Source organism: Agrobacterium larrymoorei (assembly GCF_037722385.1).
In the GTDB taxonomy this organism is placed as follows: domain Bacteria; phylum Pseudomonadota; class Alphaproteobacteria; order Rhizobiales; family Rhizobiaceae; genus Agrobacterium; species Agrobacterium larrymoorei_C.
In genome coordinates, this window is record NZ_JBBKAQ010000003.1 from 539,866 (window position 1) to 559,257 (window position 19,392).

The window sequence follows — 19,392 nt, forward strand, 5'->3', positions numbered from 1 at the left end:
CCGCATTTCAGATCGCGGGGGAGAGAGATGCTGAAGACGGCCACCCCAACAAGCCACAGCCACATCCAAAGATCGCATAATATAGATTATGGAACTTATTTGGTATGATGGGCTGGCAAGCGCGAGGTTGCCCGTTTGACGAAATTGCTTCTCAAATCTCGCCCGAAGCCTCACGGCGGCGCATCTCCAGTTCTTCGCTGTAACGGCGCAACGTATGGCTCTCGGTCAAAAGTCCTACAGGCCGGTTCTCCACCTTGTCGTTGACGACCGCGAGCGCTTCGCTTTCGGTATCATCGAAAGCTGCGGCCGCTTGGCGGGCGTTCATGGTGGGCAGTAGCACGTTGTTCTTGTAATGAAGATACGTTTCCAGGCCGATCCTCGAAGCGTCGCGCTCCATCGGATCGGCATAGATTTCTGGTACGAGAATGATGCCGGCGTAACGGCCGTCGTCGTCGGTCATGATGACGCGTTGGGTTGAGCCAAGCGGGAATTTCTCTTTGAAATCTTCCAGACCCATACTGAGATTGGCTTTACGGATGTCGGCACGCATCATCTTGCCGACGGTCAGATCGCGGATCCAGCCGATGTCATGCGCGCTGCGGATGCTCTCTCCACGCAAGTGAAAACGCCATGTGGCGAAGGAATAGCCGAAGGTGGTGCGCACGACGAGCGATGTTGTGATGACAGCAGCCAGCACTAGCGCGGTGATTTGAAAGTCACCCGTTAATTCAAGGGCAAGAAACGTCATGGTCAAAGGACCGCCGATGATTGCCGCGGCAAAGGCGCTCATACCGATAACGGCGTAGACGACGGGCTGCGTGGCGCCATAGCCGACATATGGAGCGCAGATCGCAAAAATCTTGCCCAGTAGCGAGCCCATGAACAGAGACGCGAAAAACAAGCCGCCACGGAAACTCGATCCGATGGAAACCGCACTCGCTGTCGCCTTCAGCATGAACAGCCCAACAAGGCCAAACAGTGTGATGTTGGCATCGAGATTGAGATGCAGCGCGCCATGGCCGCTGGAAAGCACCTGTGGTGAAATCAAAGCCAGCGCGCCGACGACAAGACCGCCGAGGGTGGGACGAAGCCAAAGCGGTATAGCGCTCTTGCGCGCAGTCTCTTCGATGAAGGACACGGCCTGCATCAGAACGATGCCGATGCCTGCGCATACGACGCCCAGGAAGATAGCTGGTACATAATCCGTCGGCGTTACCGTACTGGAGCCTACAACATCGATATTGATGCCGTGATGGGAAACAAGACCTGCCACGATGTTTGCCACCAGTGCTGACACGATCAGCGGCGCGAGTGTGACGATCGTGTAGGTACCGATAATCAGTTCGATGGCATAGAACGCACCTGTCAGTGGCGCATTGAAGGCTGCGGCAATTGCGCCGGCAGCACCGCATCCGACGAGGATGCGCATGTCCCCTCGCCTCAGCTTCAGATTAAGACCGAGCTTCGATGCGACGCCGCTGGCGACCTGGGTGTAGCCGGCTTCGAGCCCGACGGAGGCACCAAAACCGTTGGAGACGATATTCTGCAAGCAGACGATGATGCTGTCTGTTAGTGACAGGCGGCCACCATGCAGCGCATTGGCCTCGATCGGATCGACCATAGGCTTTTTGCGGGTTCGAGACAGGATAAAGAGAATGAGACCAAGAACGACGCCGCCGAGGACCGGCCCTGCCAGTACGATCCAACCTGTAAGGTCGCTGCTGCTGAGCCTCTCGACTCCGAAGACCAAAACGTGAAGTGCGGTGCTGAGTGCGCCGATGAGCGCGACCAAAAGACCAGCGGCAGCACCGACGAGGATTGCAAGGATGACAAGTGCAAGTTCGCCGCGACGGAACAGCGCGCGCAGACGGCCACTGCGAATATTGTCGAAAAAGCTCGCCATGCTGGGGGCGCGGAAAGGCTTGGTCGACATTGCATTCCTCTGTTGCAGTTATAGGCGCTCTTTAGCCAGGTCCACCTCGAAACGCATCTGATCGTAGCCAGGTTCGACATGGTCTGGCGTCTCCCGCAAGACCGTCTCGTAATCCAAAGGCGTATGCATATGCGTCAATACGGCGTGTCTTGCGCCGAACTTCTCGATCCAGGCAAGCGACTGTTCGAGTGAAAGATGGCTAGGGTGATAGCGATACTGCAACGTGTCGATGACGATCGTGTCGAGATTTTGAAGTTTCGCAACGGATTGTGGTGGAAAATCACTGACATCGGTGCAGTAAGCGACATCGCCGATGCGAAACCCAAGAGAAACGATATCGCCGTGTTGCTGCAGGTGAGGTCTAATACGCAGCGGACCACCCTCGCCTTCGATAACGATGTCCTGATCCAGGTCCTCTATTAGATTGGCTTTGACGATCGGCGGATAATTGCTGCCGACAGGCGTCTCTAAACAATACGGAAAACCTTCGCGAATGCGCTGCATCGTGTCCGGCTCGGCATAGACCGGTATCCGGCTTCCCGAGGTGATGAAGTAGCCACGCAGGTCATCGATGCCATGCAGATGATCCGCGTGATGATGAGTGTAAAGCACCGCATCGATCGTCTTGACGCCAGCCGCAATCATCTGCTCACGAAAATCCGGACCGGTATCGACGACAACCGTCGTCACACCGCCGTCCGGCGCGATTTGCTCGATCAGGAACGCCGCGCGGGTGCGTCTGTTCTTCGGATTGGACGGGTCGCAGGCGCCCCAGTCTCCATTGATGCGCGGAACGCCGGGCGATGAGGAGCAGCCAAGTATGGTGAAGCGACGCCGATATGATGCCAAGGATCAGACCTTTGTCATTTTCGAAAAGCAGCGGAACGCATTGTCCGTGGTGATCTCGGCCATTTTCTCGTAGGACACGCCGTGAACCTCGGCCAAAACCTCGGCCGTGTTGACGACGTAGGACGGCTCGTTGCGTTTTCCTCGCCAGCGTTTCGGCGCAAGATAGGGCGCATCCGTTTCCACCAGAAGCCGATCGAGCGGGACGGTGGCTGCGATGTCGCGGATATCCTGTGATTTTGGAAAGGTCAGAATGCCTGAGAATGACACGTAACCGCCAAGCTCAACTCCGGCATTTGCAAGATCGGGACCTGCGGAAAAGCAGTGCAGGATGAAAGGGAAAGCCCCCTTCCCGCTTTCTTCGCGCAAGATCGCGATCATGTCGTCATCAGCGCTGCGGCTGTGAATGACGAGCGGAAGCTTGGTGATGCGCGCTGCTTCGATGTGGCGCCGCAGGCCGGTTTTCTGATCATCCGGCTTCTGCGTATCATAGAAATAATCCAGACCCGCCTCACCTATCGCCACGATCTTGTCGTGGCTGTTGGCAAGCCGCACGAGCTCGTCGGCCGAGATATCCAGTTCCTCATCGGCATTGTTTGGATGCGTACCCACTGAGCAGAAAACGGACGGATATGCCTCAACGATCTTCAATAATTCGGGCAGACGCCGAACGCGTGTCGAGATCGTCACCATTTGGGCGACGCCGGATGCATGGGCGCGCGCGATGATGTCGTCGCGCTCGGCATCAAAATCGGCAAAGTCCAGATGGCAATGGGTGTCGATCAGCATGCTCAAGCCTTACGCCTCCGGCGCAACGTAACGCGGGAAGACCGGTTTCGGAGCCTCAAGCGGCGTGCCAGGGACCAGACGCCCAGCTTCGCCAAGCGCCGCGAAGTCGCGCTTGTCCGCAGGGGCTGCAACGAGGTCGAGCAGCTTTTCGCAAGAGGCTGGCATGAAGGGCTGCAAGAGAATGCCGATCTGGCGCACGACTTCCGCCGTCACGTAGAGCACGGTGCCCATGCGCTCCGGATCGGTCTTTTTCAGCGCCCACGGCTCCTGACCGGCGAAGTAGCGATCCGTCTCGGAAACAACGGCAATGATCGAGGCCAGCGCCTTGTGGATCATCTGCTTGTTCATCTCGTCGCGGCAAGTCGCCAGAAGTGCGTCCGCAGCTTCCAGCATGGCCTTGTCTTCCTCTGTAAAGGCGCCGGGCGTCGGGATCTGCCCGTCGCAATTCTTGACAATCATCGAAAGCGAGCGGCTGGCGAGGTTGCCAATGCCGTTAGCGAGGTCGGCATTGATGCGGGTCGCAATCCCCTCCTCGCTGTAGCTGCCATCCTGGCCAAAGGAGACTTCGCGCAGGAAGAAATAGCGCACCTGATCGAGGCCGAAATGGTTCACCAGATTGACCGGATCGACCACGTTGCCCAGCGACTTCGACATCTTCTCGCCCTTGTTGAGCAAGAAGCCATGCGCATAGACCCGCTTAGGCAGCGGCAGCCCGGCGCTCATGAGGAAGGCAGGCCAATAAACGGCGTGGAAGCGAATGATGTCCTTGCCGATGATATGCACATCAGCCGGCCAGTATTTTGCCCGCGGGCCATTCTTGTCTTCAATATAGCCTGTCGCGGTTATGTAGTTGGTCAGCGCATCCACCCACACATACATCACATGCTTCGGATCGTTCGGCACCTTGATGCCCCAATCGAAAGTCGTGCGCGAAACGGAAAGATCCTTGAGACCCGATTTGACGAAGGAGATGATTTCATTGCGGCGTTCCGCCGGGCCAATAAAATCGGGATTCTCTTCATAATGCTTCAGAAGCTTGTCCTGATATTCGGAGAGCTTGAAGAAGTAGCTTTCCTCCTCAACCCACTCCACAGGCGTGCCCTGTGGTCCATAGCGAACGCCATCGCCACGCACTTCGGTCTCATCTTCAGCGTAATATGCCTCGTCACGGACGGAGTACCACCCCGCATAGCTATCCTTGTAAATGTCACCGGCATTCGACATCAGGTTCCAGATGTTGCGCGATGTCTCATGATGACGCTCTTCCGTTGTCCGAATAAAATCGTCATTCGAGGCATTCAGAAGCTTGCCCATCTCGCGGAACTGGTCTGAGTTGCGCTGCGCCAGTTCTTCGGGCGATATGCCTTCCGCGCGCGCCGTCTGCTGCATCTTCTGGCCGTGCTCGTCGGTACCCGTCAGAAAGAACACATCCAGCCCGTCCAGACGCTGAAACCGCGCCATGGCATCCGTCGCGATCAACTCGTAGGCATGGCCGATATGGGGCTTGCCATTGGGGTAGGAAATCGCGGTGGTAATGTAGAATGGAGTCTTATCTGTCATGACGCTCGATCGGCTTTACGGTCTGATTTTTGAGATAGACCGCTTTACCCTATTGTTCGCACAAGCGAAAGCAAAAGCCGTCGATTTTGTCAGGATCAAACCGAGCGAATGTCCTCGAGAATGGAGAGCACCATCTGTTTCTTGTCGAGATTGTAGGCCTGCGCAATGGTGATCCGTTCGGACAGCGAGGAGGACAGTCGGGCCTGGCGTTCGGCGCCTTTCAGATCACCCGCAATAGCAGCGGCCTTGGCGCGGTGCATCAGTTCCTCGGTCGCGTGCTCCATGAAGAAGCCCAGAACAATATCGCCGTCCTTCTGTGAGAGGACATCGGCCAGCTTGTGCATCTGCTTGCGTGCCGAAGGCCCTTCAGCGTTCATCACCGCGTTGAAGACATCAACGATATCCGAGCCGCCATAATTGACGAGCTTGAGCGCCTGCGCGACGCTTCCCTTGGAAGCTTGTAGAAGCGTCGCCCTCTTCTCCCCTGCAATCGACAGCCCGAGATTGTCGAGTGCACTGCTCATCGCGCTGTCGTCCAAAGGCAGCAGGCGCAGCGGCATGCAGCGTGACCGTATGGTGGGCAGGAGCTTGCCCGGCGCATGCGACAAGACCAGGAACATTGCCCGCTTCGGCGGCTCTTCCAGGATTTTCAAGATGGCGTTGGCAGCATTGCGGTTGAGGTCATCCGCCGGGTCGATGATGACGATCCGCCAATTGCCGGTGCCCGACGTCTGCGAGAAGAAGTGCCCTGCCCGCCTTACCTCATCGACTGTGATTGCGGATTTGATCTTTCCCGTCTTTTCGTCGACCGGCCGCGTCAGGTGCAAAAGATTGTGCGATGCGCCGGATGAAATCTGGCGGCTGACGAAGGACGACGGCTCAGGATCGGCAATGTGGTGGGGGGCCTGCGCCGGATCGGGATGAGTCAGAACATGATTGGCGAAGCGGAAGGCAAGCGTCGCCTTGCCGATCCCCTCCGGCCCTTCGATCAGGATGGCATGGTGCCCTTTGCCCGAGCGATAGGACTGCGCCAGAAACTGCTCTGCCTCTTCATGGCCAAAAAGGCGCGTATTGTCCTGAGGCGCAATCGCACCATCGAGAACGCCGGGCGTCTCGCTCATTGTGCTACACCGGCAAGATTTTTAAAGCGCTCAAGCAGTGGCTCGACCATTGCCAGAACGTCTTCCGTCACCCTCTCCTGCGGCTGCTTGGCATCCACGATGCGGCAACGCCGGGGCTCGTTCAGCGCAATGTCGAGATAGGCTTCGCGGCGCTTTTCATGCGTTTCCAGCTCTTCCTTCTCGAAGCGATCGGGAGCCGCACCATCGTCGGCGCGCTTTCGTGCCCGCGCCAGACCATCCACAGCGGGAATATCGAAGATCAGCGTAAGATCAGGCATGGTCCCGTCAACAGCGATACGCTGCAGTGTCTCAATGAAGTCGGGCTCCAGATTGCCGGTTGTGCCTTGATAAACGCGCGACGAATCAAGAAAGCGATCGCAAAGAACCACGGCACCATTCTCAAGGGCCGGCCGGATTACCTCTTCGACATGGTCGTTGCGTGCTGCGGCAAACAGCATGGCTTCCATGCGAACGCCAAACGCTTCCGCAGCGCCGGAAAGCAGCACGTGACGAATGGCTTCAGCACCCGGCGATCCGCCAGGCTCTCGTGTCACGACCACCTCAAGGCCACGGCCGCGCAGCGTTTCCGCAAGAATATGAACCTGCGTGGATTTGCCAGCGCCCTCGCCGCCTTCAAAGCTAATGAACAGTCCTTTTTGGGGCAATGTCTCTTCCTGATGGTCTCGACTACGGCTTTCTTATTAGACGATATCAATGGCGCGCGAAACCGCGACCTATCTCAAAGCCAGAAAAACAGCAGTTCTTTCAACGCCCCAGCCGCGTTCTGGCTCAGCGTACCGGGCGCGACGCCGGCAGTCGTATACAGAGGCACTTCCCGCAGCAATCGCTCACCGGAGTAGATGCGAAGGGTTGCAGCATTGAAACCTGGCTCCAGCGGCGCATTGAGCGGCCACTTATAGATGATACGACCAGACAGCCGATCTGGGTTGTTAAGTGGCACCAACACGCTGACAGTCTCGTGCACCGCTAGATCGATTGCCGAAGCCGCGCCGCCGTAAACGCTGACGCTGCCAACCGTTTCGTCCTTCTGAAACAACTCGCGCTTCTGAAAGGCCGTCAGGCCCCAATCGACGACGCGCCGGGCCTCTTCCTGCCGGGTCTTGTCGTCTTCCATTCCCGCAAGCGTTAGGTAGATCCGGCGACCATCCCGCTCGGCGGAAATGACGGCGGAATAGCCATGGCCCTCGGCAAAGCCAAGGCCCAGGCCATCAATGCCGAGGTCGGGCGCAAGAAGCGTATTTTTGTTGCGTTGGAAGATGCGGTTCCACTCGAAATACGGCTTGGTGAAAAGGCTGTAGCGATCAGGATAAGAGTCGCGAATGTGCTTTGCCAGCGTCACCATGTCTTTGGCGGTGGTCTTGTTGGCCGGGTCCGGAAGGCCGGTGGAATTGGAGAAGGTGCTTCCCGTCAACCCAAGCGCTTTTGCCCGCTCGGTCATGCTCTTCGCGAATGCCACGTCGGAACCGGTCATGCCTTCCGCCAGAATGATGCAGCCATCATTGGCATTTTGAACTACAATCCCCGTCAGAAGATCATTGATGCTGACGGACGATTTCAGTGCAGCGAACATGGTGGAGGTTCGCGATGGCGCTCCACCCGTTCGCCAGGCATATTCCGAAACGGGATATGTCGTCTCTGGCGTGACACGCCCATTCTTCAGCGCATCGAGAACGGTTTCCACCGTCATCAGCTTGGCAAGAGACGCAGGTGGAAACGGCGTGTTCTCGTTAAGCGATAGCAGAACCGTGCCGGTCTCGGCGTCGATCATGTAAGCCTGCTGTGCCTTGACGGCGAGACCACCGGATTGGGCAGAAGCAGTGCCCACGCTGCAGGCAAGCGCCAGCGCAACGAGGCTGAGACGCCGGAAGATTTTCGGTATCAAAGTCACCATGAAACGCCGGCCCGCCGTGTGTTTTACTGCGTCACGCCCGCCGGACAATCCGTAAATTGGAATCGTCCTCAGACACAGCGATTATGGGCCACAAGGCCGCCGAGGCAAAGCTCAACGGGCCTTGTTCTTCTTGTTCTTTACATAATTGAGAATGGACTGTTCCGTTAACTCGCCACGCTCGACAAGCACAGCATCGAAAACGTGAGCAGCCTTGGATGCCGGCGCGGCTTCGGAATAGGCAGAGGCGTAACGCGGTGACGGACCGGGAACGCGCAGGAAGTTGCCTTCAGGACGCTCATTGATGAACGGACCGATTTCCGGAAGAGCGATGAACTGAACATTACCCTGGCCGCCGAAGGAAGCAGGTGCCGCACCTTCAACCAACGGCATGGCCTGAAGCGCATTGTTCTTTTTCGTGCCGACCAATGCCATCTGTGCCGAGCCGCCATAGGCTGGATTGGATGGAACAGGAATATTGCGCTGAGAGGCGGAAGCGACCATCACGCCGCTTGCGATCTGCCCTTCAGGATTGACGCCAGGAGCGCGCGAGCCCTTTGGGATATAGGAGGCCATCAGGAATGGCATATCGTGACCATCAAGCGGCGCACGGCCGACATATTGGACGCGAACCTTCGCGGTGCCCGTTCCCTTCATATCGAGAAGATCGGCCGTCTTGCTGGACACGTCGATAAGGCGACCCTCATGAAAGGGACCGCGATCGTTGACACGCACAACGACCGACGAGCCGTTTTCAAGATTGGTAACGCGGGCGTAGCTCGGAAGCGGGAATGTTGGGTGGGCAGCGGACAGATGTTCCTTGTCGTAAGCCTCCCCGTTGGCCGTCATGCGGCCATGAAAGGCTGAGCCGTACCAGGATGCGAGACCGCTCTTGTCGTAGCCTGGATCTTCCTTGGGGAAGTACCGACGGCCCTTGACCGTATAGGCGTTGCCGACGAGGAACCGGCCACCGCCCTTGGGAACGTTGGCACCTTCTGCGATCCGCGGACTTGCCTTCACGCCATATTCCGACTCGGCGAAATATTCCTTGCTGCGCTTCGGCTTGGTCTTTGTTTCCGACGTCGTCGAACATGATGCGGTTGCGGCGCATAGAACGGCAATGCCGACCCATTTGACGCTGACGCCAATCTTCGTAACGGTAGACTTCAAATTTCTGCCCCGTGCTGCTTCAGACCGCACCTCTGCACGGCCCCTCTCACACCTCGATGATCACGCCCATCACATCGAAGCACTTAACGGATGCCTAATCTTGCCCGCAACATGGCGAAAATGCGAACGATATGGTCCGGAAAGCTAAAATTGTAATCAACGTGGTTAAGTAATGGTTAAAATCAGGCTGACGGGAGTGACTGGAAAATAAGGCTTTTGAAGCAATTGACGTGCTGTCGCAAATGTTTATAAACCCGCGACAGGCAAGGATGGGTGTCCGAGTGGTTTAAGGAACCGGTCTTGAAAACCGGCGTGCGGGAGACCGTACCGTGGGTTCGAATCCCACCCCATCCGCCACGAATGTTTCTCATACGTTCCTATATGTTCCGTTTTTGTCTTACACAGCAGTCCATCTTGGGTTTCTTTGTTCCTGCCCCGTTCCCATGCGTTCCGATACAATCTCGTGAAAATGCGGTACAAATGCGGGTACTTTGATTTTCAAAAGCGGGTATCGTGAGAACAAGCGTGCTGACAGACACAGCGATCACAAAAGCCAAAGCGCACGAGAAATCCTACAAGCTTACCGATAGCAACGGCCTTCACTTATTCGTCGCTACCACCGGCATGAAAATATGGCGGTACCGCTACTACTTCGGCGGCAAAGAGAAGCTACTCGGTCTCGGACAATATCTAGAGGTCACACTCTTCAAGCGCGACGTCTTCGAGACGATGCCAGGACGCTCATCAAGGGCGGCAAAGACCCCTCGGCAATGAAGAAGCTCGAGAAGGTTATAGGTAGGAAGCAAGCCGAGGAGACCTTCCAAGTCATCGCCGAAGAGTGGCACGAACTGACCAAGCCGACATGGACCGATCGCCATGCGCATGACGTGTTGGACACTTTAAGACGAGACGTCTTCCCGCTCATCGGTGACATGCCAATCCGAAGCATTGATGCGCGGACAGTTCTCGGTGTGCTGAAGATTGTCGAGAAGGCGGCGCGATCGAAACAGCGAAGCGGCTACGGCGCGGATATCGAGCGTATTCGTCTACGCCATTTCTTCCGGCCGCGGCGATGCTGACCCCGCATCGATCGTCAAAGGCGCTCTCGCTCCATTGAAGAAGGGTCGTCAGCCTGCGATCATCACCCTGGACGGCGTCAGGCAGATCCTCGCCGACGTCTCATCCACTCCCAGCCGCGGCTACACCAAGCTCGCAATCCGTCTTCTGGCGCTAACGGCGGTCCGACCAGGAGTTCTCGCAGAGACGCCGTGGACCGAGCTGGACGCGATCAATCCATCAAATCCGATCTGGGTCATCTCTGCCCATCGCATGAAACTGAAGCTGCATCTGAAAACCGCGGAAGCGTACGATCATCACGTCCCACTCTCGGAACAGGCGGTCGAGGTAATCAGTGCGCTCAAGAGGGTGACGGGCCGGTTTGAGTTCGCATTTTCCAATCTCAGGAAGCCGCAGAAGCCTATGTCAGAGAACACTATGGGCTATCTGCTCAACAGAGCTGGCTACCATTCGAGGCATGTGCCGCACGGCTTCCGCTCATCTTTTTCATCAATCATGAACGAAGCGTTCCCGCATGACGATAAAATCATCGAGCTGATGCTCGCCCATAAGCCAAAGGATGCCGTGAAGGCGGCTTACGATCGAGCGGAGCACATGCGCAGAAGGCGTGAGCTATATCAGATCTACGCCGACTGGATTTTGAAAGGCGCGCCAACTGCGAGCCAGCTGCTGATGGGACCGATCAAGGTCCTGAGAAAAATCGAGACCGGCCAAGGTGTGCCAAAGATGGCGCGCGGGCGGTCCGCCGCCTAAACGTGCATGCAGAGAGCCAGACCACAAGAAGTATAGCCGCAACGGCGACCACTCTGCCTTGCGGCTTGGCTGCTTCTCTGATGTGTCTCGCCCTAGGCCTGGTCATGTCGGCTTCTCCCGATCTCCGCGTGGCGGAGGCGAAATGCCTTCAAGATGATCTCGACGATGATAATACCGCCGATTCCGACAATGAAGCCGCCCACGCTTGCAGATTGCTCTTCCGGTACGCTCAATGTTCCGAACGCCCACTGAAAGAGCGTGGTTCCGATCGGGCTTAGGTAATAGGCAGTCACGGCACCGACGAACAGCTTGCGCATGCTCGATACCGCTCCGATCCACTCCATAGCTACCGAGGCGGCAGACCCTGCGATGCCAGCCAAAGCCACCTTGCCCTCGCTGGTGCTAAGCCAATCCCAGAATGACATCATTCCGCTCCCGCGCTCGAGGTAGCGCGAGAGACGTCTCCATGTCTCGCACATTCACGCTGTGTCCAGACCTTGCCGGCGCAGATCCCGACAACGGTTCTGTCGATGCGCCTCTGATCTGCTGGCGTGGCGCCACGTGCGCCAATCCAGTCAGTTCCAACCACCCGGCGCAGCCTGGCGACACTCGCCGGACCCGAAGTCCCACACCCCGCCAGCGCAGCCGTCAAACGACCACGAGCGCCATCCGCTTCGTCACCTGCAGCATTGTTCTGTCTTTCTGTTTTGATTTCAGCCCGCTCTGTTGCGTTGCGGCTGATGACGATGATGCCCGTGGCGACGAACGACGCCACGGCCAGTGCTGCAAGGAGGTAGAACGTCAGCCGAGAGGTCAAACCGAGACCTCGCGGCCAAGCAGGGTGTTGACGCGGCGTCCAATGACATCGCGCTTCCGGTATATGAGAGTGCCCAGCACGATGATTGTCACGATGGCAGCAATCCAGCCCCACGGCAGGCCCATCGCCCAAGCAGCTGTGCCAGAGCCAAGAAGTGAACCAGCGCCCTCCTGGACTGCTTCCGAAGCGCTTGCCTCACTGCACGACCTCGTGGGTATCGCCCATCTTGTTTTTGGCGACGTAACCGTCGGCCTTCTCCTGCGACGCAAACCACTTCGGCGCAAAAGGCTCTGACGTCTTGCCGGACTTCAGCCACATCTTGAAATCGCCCAGCCCCTTCCAGTCAGCCGTATAGTTTTCTAGATATGCGGCACGTGCTTGCGCTTCATTGTCGAAGCCGGCCATCACCTTATGCTCGTCGAATCGACCGCGCGCGGGGTCTTTCTGATCAACGACAAAGATCGGCGAGAAATCGTTGAGTGCTTCGGTACCAGGACGAACGAAGACGTCGATATGGTCCTTGTCGAGACCAACGGTTCCGCAGATGTAGCCGTAATGGCTCTTCATCTCGACGGCCCACCCCTTGCCCGACGAGGAGACACCCTTCCGCATCGATCCAGCGGGGTTCTCGATCGAGATATCGAGGCCGCCCAGCTTCAGGCGCCCGACCTTATAGTTTCCGGCTTCCTTTTACGCTTCCATCGGTTCGGGACGATCGTTGGTCGGCGATGTCGCCGCCATGTTGGCCGCCGCGTCAGCCTGCATCGCTTCTGCATGATCGGGATAGACAGCTCCATCATCCTGACCGATTTCATCTGCGATTGCCTGCATTTTGGCAGAAACGTCGCCCTGCCCTGCCAGCGTCTCAACGTCTTCCGCCGCTGCGCGCTGCGCATCCCGCACGTCGGTTAGCTTCTTCTGGATGCCGGGCGTCATACCGGCCCATGTCAGCTTCTCGGAGCGCTTGACACCCGCCTGCTCGAGAACGCGTTTGCGATCCTGTGCCGTAAGATCAACGTCCCACTAGGTAGCGCCGTCGTCGGCGGACTGCGCTGGAGCAACATTGGCCTCTTTAGCCAAAGCGGACTAGCGCTGTTTCAGCAAGCGATCGTTCACCGCATGCATTTTGACCGGAAGCTTCGAGTTTGCCTGTTTGGCTGCTAGCCCTACGCGGTACCGGTAGTCATCAGCCAAGGTAGCCAGATCGTCCTGCTTGATGCGAAATTCATCCGCGATCCGCTTACCTTCTGCTGGGAACACCTTGTCCATCTCTAGTTGAGAAGCACCGAAAAGGCGTTTGGCCACGTTCTGCTCGCGGGCGAGATCGTAAAGAGCTGCATGCTTCTCATCCGGCAGCACGACGGTCTTATCGCCGATCTTTCGGCTATTTGGCCCTGCGTCGCCGATTTCTCGCTCGATGGGCGGGTCACGCTCGAGATCCTGTTTTTCGACCTGCGCCGGCGTAAGGCCGTTGACCTTCATCGACTCGAGAGGCACCTGATAGGCCTTGCCTTCATCATTGACGACGACTGCCTCGGTCCCGCCGTTCTCGTATCGCTCGATGCGGGCCGAGAAGCGACCTGCTGCCGGATCATCGACGATGACGCGCTGACCCGCTTGCAGTCTCGTGGGCCGCTTTTCGGTCGCCGGCTTGTCTTCAGACCTCGGGGGCATTTCGGATGTGACCTGCGCCGACATGGGAGGCAGTGGTTCCAGTGCCAGGTCTGCCGAGTGTTCAGGCATAGCGTCCTGAGACTTCTCCTGAAACTGATAAGCTCCGATAGCAGGCGCGATCTCGGTCACATTAGACGACGGTACCTGGTAGACTTCACCGCTACCGCTATCGACCACGACGGCCTCGTCGCCTTCGTAGCCTTCGACCGTACCCATGAACGGCTCGACGCCTTCAGCTTCAACGTGCACAGTTGTTTTCACGCCGGGCGGCCATCAATCGGTACGCCAGCGTTCGCCGCTGCCCCGCGATCTGCCTGGCGCTGCTGGCCGTGTTCAGCTGCTCGACGTAGGGGCCCTCGATCGTCGGGCTCGACTGGCGCAGTTGGCTCCGGGGCTGCTTGCCCTGCCTCTGGGGATGGACCTTCAGTTCTTGCGGCCAGACGAGCGACCCCACCGACGGCACCAATACCGCCGCCCATCGCGCCACCGACTGCTACGCCACCTGCCACGGATTAGCCGAGGCCTTCAGTTAGGTCCTGATCCGGTTTTACGTGTCACCGCGGCGTTTTCTGCTATGGTCTGGCCTGCGCTCTGCGGGGCTTCCTCAAAGATGCCTTCGCCAACCATACCCTTGGCTGCACCGACACCAATCCGACGCGCGATGCCGCCTTCCACGCCTTCCGCGATGATCTTCGCCAGCGCACGGTCGCCCATGCCACCAAAAGCGCCAGTGATGACGCCTGCGGTCAGGAGTGCCTGCGTCTGAGCGTCTTCGCTGATCGCTTTGATTGCCGCGTCCTCCGACATGCCGCCAGCGACGAGCTGCTTCACAGCATCGGAAGCGAGCAGCTGCTCGCGCGGAATTTCAGCAACGCGCTGCTTCACCGACAGGGCAGCATCGGCGCCGCCCAACAGGCCTTCAGAAATGCCGCCTGCGATCGTCGCCGTCTTCGCCGCGGTGGCTGACGCAACTTCAAGCGTAGCGCCGGTGGCTCTGGCAGTGAGGAACGCGCCTCGAGCGAGAATGCCGGAAGGCGCCATGGTTGCGATAGTGGCCGGCGCGCTTTCTGCAATGGTGCCGAGATAGCTGCGCGGGTCCTTCCACGCCGGTCCTAGCGTCTTGGTGTCTTCGTTCCACCACTTCTTCTCTCGAGCCGCCTCACCCTCTGGCGAGAGACTGCCGGACATGCGGTCGATGCTCTCTCGCGTCTGTTCGTTCTGCGTCTTTCCGATCCACCAGCGGTCAATACCGTCCAGCGCTTCGTTGAGCTGGTCGCCACCAGGCAGTTTCGACACAATGAGCCGGTTGAGGTTGGTGATGAGAAGTGCTGCCCGCTCGTCGGAAAAAGTCGCCGGCGATTCCGGACGAGCGGTTCTTTTCGTCCCACTGCTTCTGCCACTCTGGCAGTTTACTCTCGCTTACAGCCGCACAGCGGCCATTCCTCTCCGCGATGAGCGCATCAACGGAACGATTGTTCGCGTCGGTCTCTGCCGTGACACGCTCTTGCTCAACACGCTGTGCCTCTGCCGCTGCGGCATCTGCGCGGGCTTGCGCCGTAGCTTTTGCTTCCACTTCCAGAGGATTCGTTGCTCCACCGAAGAGACCGAACGCGTCGCCAGCCTTGTAGTTTTCGTCCATGACGATGGCATTGCCGGCTGCCGCGCCGCCCGATGCACTGCGGCTCTTGGCAGCTGCCTCTGCCTGCTCCTCGCTATCGAAGCGAGGGAACGCGGCTCCGTTGGCGGCTTCATATTTCTGCATCGTTGAAAGGATGCCTTCTTGGTTGTCTGGCGAGAATTGCTTGGGGCCTGTCTTGCTCATCCACGACGAAGGCACATTGACCCACTTCCCGTTCGGAAGTTGCCACGTGGTGTTATTTCTGTTGAGTAAGAACCTTCCGCGTTCGGTCTGCTTTCGCCGGGTTTGAACGGGCGAAGCTCTGGGCCATTCGGATTATCGCCCTGGGCGAATGCCAGTGCCTGCCGTGACGCTTCGCCGGGGTTGGCAGCACTTCCTTGAACCACGCCGGCGCATTCGGCATGTTGCGCGCAGACTTGTCGAACATGAACCAAGGCGTGCCCTGCCAGTCTGATCCTTCATGTCGACGTGAAGCATGTCGGGGCTGTTTTTGTAGGTGAGGATGGCTGCGAACTGCGGCGCAATCTTCTCCTGTCCTAGGTGCACGAAGTTGAGCTTGCCGCCCCCGCTGTTCTCTTTCTCTTCTAGCTCCCGGACGAGCCGCGCCAATCCCTTGCCGTCGGGATTGGGAACTTCGGACTTCTCTTCACCTTTCAGCAGGTCGCCGAACTGGCCTTCCGGGCCCAACAAGCCCAGCCCGTCGTTTTCTGACACGAAGGCCGTCTCAGCAATGGGCGCTTTACTGCCTGCCTTCGAGTTGTAGAAGAGGTGACTACCGATACGAGTGGTCTCGACCATCGACTTCGCCCAGGACGGGTTCACATAGTCGGCGTGATAATGGTCGCGCCGCCGGTAGGGTCGTCGCCCTCGCCAGCCATCACGGATCGCAGAATATTTTCTGCCCTCGCACGCATTTGCGGGTCGCGCATTGCTTCCTGCGCTTTCGGGCCGGGCTTGGAGTAACCTGTGAACTGGTCTGGATCTCTGACAACATCGCCGATCGACTGGCCGCGGATCTTCGAGCGGTTCTGGATGACATAAGCCACGCCGGCCATGCCCTCGTCGCCCTCGCCTGCTGCCTCGGCAATGACAGTATTGACGGTGTCGTTCCAGTCGCGGTCAGACATGCCAGCGGGCAGCGAAACGGCCTTATTTTGCTCTGGTTTGGCTGCCTGAAGATTATCGGTCGATGGGGCTAGACCCGGCGCTTCGCCGCCGAAAAGGTTGAGCGGGTCTTTCCACTCGGCATCATCGCCGAGTCCGATAACGATTGGCATGCGTGGGCTCCTGTCGAGAAGCCGCACTCATGCGTGGGCGTGATGCTCCGGTTATAGTTTGCACATCGTAGAATTGGAAGACGCGCATTGTGGCTTCAGTGGCAAGAGCACTTTTGCCTCGATATGCACCATTAGAACTGCAGGTATCCCCCCTAAGTTCGGCCCCCTGATGCAGAAATATCTCGACTGGGAGCCGACGAAACATAAAAAAATAGTAGTGAAATGTATAATCGCCTCGCGCAGAAATCATTTGATCGAAGAGTATACTATGATTTCTTCTAGTGGATTTACGGTAACGCTAATTTGCCTTATATCATGGCCTAAATTTCAAGCATGGGGCGCATTCAATGGCAGTATCTGTAAATACTAAGCCTTCGGAATATTTGTACGAGCTACAGGGGCTTCGAACAATCGCCGCTCTGATGGTCGCAGTATACCATATCTGGTTTCAGCGTGTATCAGGTGGGGTTGACGTTTTTTTTGTTGTAGCAGCGTTTTTTATGACGAGGTCCTTCATAAGGAAAGACACCGTTTCTTATGACTCCTTAATTGAATATTACATTTCGACCGCTCGCCGCGTTTTCCCGGTAGCGGCAATCGTAATCGTCTCGACAGTCATTGCCTCAATGGCACTCATGCCTAAAACCATGTGGCAATGGGAGGTCAAGCATGCGCTTTATTCCTCCCTGTTTCTGGAAAATTGGCGCCTCTACAAAGATGCAACCAATTACCTTGCGCAGAGCATAACAACCTCGCCGTTCCAACAGATGTGGGCACTGTCTCTGCAGATGCAGTTTTACGCAGCCTTTCCTTTGTTGTTTTTCGTCGGGTACGGGCTGGCGCGGAAAGTCGATTTATCTCGACGATCGCTGACTGCTACATTGTTGGCGACGATCCTGATTTTTTCCTTCGCATTCGCGATCTATGCAATTGGCATAAATCAGTCAAAGGCCTATTTCGACCCGCGCGCTCGAGCTTGGGAATTCGCATTTGGCGGACTCTTGGCTATCTTCTCTAAAGGCATCGTTATTTCTCCCCGCAGCGCCCGGTGGCTGGGACTGGTCGCTCTAGCTGTGCTTTTGTCGTTTGCTCGCTTTTTTGACGTCTCAAAATTATTTCCGGGGTACGCAGCTATTGTTCCTCTCGTTGCTGCTGCGGCCATAATCGTAGGGGCCGAGAACAAAGGGAAAGTTCCCATCCTAACCTGGCGCCCTTTCGTTAAAGCAGGCGACTATTCCTTTGCGTTTTATCTATGGCACTGGCCGCTGCTGTGCTTCACACGAACTATCGCCGGGCGAAGTGTTCTCCAGCCCATCGAGGGGGTGTTGATCATCGTTAGTGCTGCCATTCTAGCCTATGCCAGCACACGGCTTGCCGAGGTTCCGTTTAGACGCAATAAATTTCTCTCGCAGAGGCAATTCGCAGCTATATCGGCGTGTCTCCTGGTGGGTCTTGCGGGACCGGCAGCTACCCTGGCATGGCACCTCCAAACAAAGAGCTTAGTTACCCAGGCACATCAGGCGTTGACCAGGTTCAAGCAGGATTCGAAGTCAGAAGCTTCTTCGGCGTTTTATCCCGCTCTAGTGATCGCAAAAGACGACAGGTCTTTGAATTTCGACGACCGATGCTTTCAAACTACACAGCAGGAAAGCGTAATTACCTGTAGCTTCGGCGAAAAAGAAGCGAAGACAAAGGTCGTGTTGGTAGGAGGATCACACTCTGGGCAATGGTTGCCCGCGCTCGAGCCTCTAGCACAAAAGTACCATTTCGAGATCGTGAACATGACAAAAATGGCTTGCTTCTTCATGGCTTATGATGTCCCGGAGTTAAGCCGTCATGGATCGTGCGCAAAATGGAATAGCGCAGCCCTGGCAAAGATCTTGGAAATCAAGCCAGATGCCGTCATCACGGTCGGCACGATTTTCTATAATGGCGACGAGAGGGTTCCTGACGCATACGTCGAGGCATGGAAACAAATAACACAGCAGGGCATTCCAGTTATTGCGCTGCGCGACACTCCTCGCTTCCGACAAGACCTTGCGTACTGCCTTGACCTGAACGATGATAATCCCAACGCGTGCGGCGAGCCAAAATCGCAGATTTACGAGCCTCAGAACCCGGCCTCCGCAGTAACCCTACCCCTTTTGCAGATGGTCGATCTAAGCGACAAGCATTGCCCACTCGGGTTTTGCGGTCCATTCGAAGGAAAGATACTGCGGTACTATGATAGCAATCATATGACGGCCACATATGCAAAAACCTTATCCGGGCATTTGGATGAGCCCCTCCAAGAGGCCTTAAGAAATTAACGAAATTCGCGCAGTAGCATGACCCTCGATCTGAAAGAGCATCAAGGGTCGTGCTGGCACGCATGTCTCGACAGCCTCGGATGCCACCGGAGCTAGTTAACCTGTGGAAGGTTCGCGGGGATGGGGTCTCCCGCGGCAAGGATCGCGGCCCTGATCGCCGGGTAGTTTGTAGCGACCTAGCTCTGCAAAGATGCCTTGCCGTTGGCTCGAGCAATCGTTGCAAGGACCGCCCCGCTCTGAGCGGACTGCATCGCAGGTAATTCCATGCGCGAGGCAGATGTGACCACATTGCTTCCCGAAATGCCGAACGACACAGAAAGGTTCTCGATTTCGCTGGCTTTCGGCGAGACACCTTCGAGCGCCAGGGCGAGGCGAGGGGCTGAGACCACAACGGAAGTTGAAACCAACTAGATCTACGCCCCGCAGCGGCCTCTTTACACCTGTGCGTATGCAGCCGCCTATCTTACAAGTCTATCGACCGATCTTCCTCAGCCACGCTTGCCCCATCACCTTTGATC

General features: G+C 57.2%; 21 protein-coding genes, 1 tRNA gene and 1 pseudogene. 6 read left to right on the forward strand and 17 right to left on the reverse strand.

Annotated features, from left to right (window positions below; all coding sequences use genetic code 11):
- Positions 1–151: 151 nt before the first annotated feature.
- The 8 genes from WKI41_RS07975 to WKI41_RS08010 form a co-directional block, all read right to left on the reverse strand.
- Positions 152–1,933, reverse strand: a complete 1,782-nt coding sequence (locus WKI41_RS07975; protein ID WP_340192948.1) for a chloride channel protein — start codon at positions 1,931–1,933, stop codon at positions 152–154.
- Positions 1,934–1,951: 18 nt separating this feature from the next.
- Positions 1,952–2,782: an MBL fold metallo-hydrolase gene (locus WKI41_RS07980; protein WP_340192949.1), complete on the reverse strand. Its 831-nt coding sequence runs from the start codon at positions 2,780–2,782 to the stop codon at positions 1,952–1,954.
- A 3-nt stretch (positions 2,783–2,785) separates the two neighbouring features.
- A complete protein-coding gene (locus WKI41_RS07985) occupies positions 2,786–3,568 on the reverse strand; it encodes a TatD family hydrolase (RefSeq protein WP_340192986.1) in 783 nt (260 codons plus the stop codon).
- Between the two features lie 9 nt (positions 3,569–3,577).
- The gene (gene metG, locus WKI41_RS07990; RefSeq protein ID WP_340192950.1) at positions 3,578–5,128 is read right to left on the reverse strand and encodes a methionine--tRNA ligase; all 1,551 of its coding nucleotides are present in this window, start codon (positions 5,126–5,128) and stop codon (positions 3,578–3,580) included.
- Positions 5,129–5,223: 95 nt separating this feature from the next.
- Positions 5,224–6,249, reverse strand: coding sequence for a DNA polymerase III subunit delta' (locus tag WKI41_RS07995; protein WP_340192951.1), 1,026 nt, complete (start codon positions 6,247–6,249; stop codon positions 5,224–5,226).
- Entirely contained in the window at positions 6,246–6,914 is a 669-nt protein-coding gene (gene tmk, locus WKI41_RS08000) for a dTMP kinase (protein WP_340192952.1), read from the reverse strand. Before tmk ends, WKI41_RS07995 begins: the two co-directional genes overlap by 4 nt.
- Positions 6,915–6,988: 74 nt before the next feature.
- A complete protein-coding gene (locus WKI41_RS08005) occupies positions 6,989–8,161 on the reverse strand; it encodes a D-alanyl-D-alanine carboxypeptidase family protein (RefSeq protein ID WP_340192953.1) in 1,173 nt (390 codons plus the stop codon).
- 111 nt (positions 8,162–8,272) lie between these two features.
- Positions 8,273–9,328 carry a septal ring lytic transglycosylase RlpA family protein gene (locus tag WKI41_RS08010; RefSeq protein ID WP_340192954.1) on the reverse strand — a complete coding sequence of 352 codons (1,056 nt, stop codon included), beginning with the start codon at positions 9,326–9,328 and terminating at the stop codon, positions 8,273–8,275.
- 267 nt (positions 9,329–9,595) lie between these two features.
- On the opposite strand from WKI41_RS08010, the gene WKI41_RS08015 reads away from it, so the two are divergent.
- From WKI41_RS08015 to WKI41_RS08030, 4 genes are all read left to right on the forward strand, one after another.
- A tRNA-Ser gene (locus tag WKI41_RS08015) sits at positions 9,596–9,685 on the forward strand.
- A gap of 168 nt (positions 9,686–9,853) precedes the next feature.
- On the forward strand, positions 9,854–10,102 hold the full coding sequence (locus WKI41_RS08020) for an Arm DNA-binding domain-containing protein (RefSeq protein WP_340192955.1): 249 nt from the start codon (positions 9,854–9,856) through the stop codon (positions 10,100–10,102).
- The gene (locus WKI41_RS08025) at positions 10,099–10,407 is read left to right on the forward strand and encodes a phage integrase central domain-containing protein (RefSeq protein ID WP_340192956.1); all 309 of its coding nucleotides are present in this window, start codon (positions 10,099–10,101) and stop codon (positions 10,405–10,407) included. Before WKI41_RS08020 ends, WKI41_RS08025 begins: the two co-directional genes overlap by 4 nt.
- Before the next feature lie 34 nt (positions 10,408–10,441).
- Positions 10,442–11,158 carry a tyrosine-type recombinase/integrase gene (locus tag WKI41_RS08030; protein WP_340192957.1) on the forward strand — a complete coding sequence of 239 codons (717 nt, stop codon included), beginning with the start codon at positions 10,442–10,444 and terminating at the stop codon, positions 11,156–11,158.
- Positions 11,159–11,250: 92 nt separating this feature from the next.
- On the opposite strand, the gene WKI41_RS08035 is transcribed toward WKI41_RS08030, so the two are convergent.
- From WKI41_RS08035 to WKI41_RS08065, 7 genes and pseudogenes are all read right to left on the reverse strand, one after another.
- Positions 11,251–11,583, reverse strand: coding sequence for a hypothetical protein (locus WKI41_RS08035; RefSeq protein ID WP_340192958.1), 333 nt, complete (start codon positions 11,581–11,583; stop codon positions 11,251–11,253).
- Complete coding sequence (locus WKI41_RS08040; protein ID WP_340192987.1) at positions 11,583–11,810, reverse strand: hypothetical protein; 228 nt, start codon at positions 11,808–11,810, stop codon at positions 11,583–11,585. Before WKI41_RS08040 ends, WKI41_RS08035 begins: the two co-directional genes overlap by 1 nt.
- A gap of 360 nt (positions 11,811–12,170) precedes the next feature.
- Positions 12,171–12,653, reverse strand: a pseudogene (locus WKI41_RS08045) (hypothetical protein); the annotation flags it as partial.
- A gap of 12 nt (positions 12,654–12,665) precedes the next feature.
- On the reverse strand, positions 12,666–12,911 hold the full coding sequence (locus WKI41_RS08050) for a hypothetical protein (RefSeq protein WP_340192959.1): 246 nt from the start codon (positions 12,909–12,911) through the stop codon (positions 12,666–12,668).
- Positions 12,912–13,061: 150 nt separating this feature from the next.
- On the reverse strand, positions 13,062–13,910 hold the full coding sequence (locus WKI41_RS08055; protein WP_340192960.1) for a hypothetical protein: 849 nt from the start codon (positions 13,908–13,910) through the stop codon (positions 13,062–13,064).
- The gene (locus WKI41_RS08060; RefSeq protein WP_340192961.1) at positions 13,907–14,158 is read right to left on the reverse strand and encodes a hypothetical protein; all 252 of its coding nucleotides are present in this window, start codon (positions 14,156–14,158) and stop codon (positions 13,907–13,909) included. The genes WKI41_RS08055 and WKI41_RS08060 overlap by 4 nt, the downstream gene beginning before the upstream one ends.
- Positions 14,159–14,174: 16 nt before the next feature.
- A complete protein-coding gene (locus WKI41_RS08065; protein WP_340192962.1) occupies positions 14,175–14,945 on the reverse strand; it encodes a hypothetical protein in 771 nt (256 codons plus the stop codon).
- A gap of 22 nt (positions 14,946–14,967) precedes the next feature.
- Between WKI41_RS08065 and WKI41_RS08070 the strand changes: the two genes are divergently transcribed.
- Positions 14,968–15,417, forward strand: a complete 450-nt coding sequence (locus WKI41_RS08070) for a hypothetical protein (protein WP_340192963.1) — start codon at positions 14,968–14,970, stop codon at positions 15,415–15,417.
- Positions 15,418–15,603: 186 nt separating this feature from the next.
- Here WKI41_RS08070 and WKI41_RS08075 read toward each other — a convergent pair whose 3' ends face one another.
- Positions 15,604–16,086, reverse strand: coding sequence for a hypothetical protein (locus tag WKI41_RS08075; RefSeq protein WP_340192964.1), 483 nt, complete (start codon positions 16,084–16,086; stop codon positions 15,604–15,606).
- Positions 16,087–16,106: 20 nt separating this feature from the next.
- Complete coding sequence (locus WKI41_RS08080) at positions 16,107–16,565, reverse strand: cell wall hydrolase (RefSeq protein ID WP_340192965.1); 459 nt, start codon at positions 16,563–16,565, stop codon at positions 16,107–16,109.
- Between the two features lie 347 nt (positions 16,566–16,912).
- Here WKI41_RS08080 and WKI41_RS08085 point away from each other — a divergent pair, with 347 nt between their 5' ends.
- Entirely contained in the window at positions 16,913–18,874 is a 1,962-nt protein-coding gene (locus tag WKI41_RS08085; protein WP_340192966.1) for an acyltransferase family protein, read from the forward strand.
- Positions 18,875–19,392 lie beyond the last annotated feature (518 nt).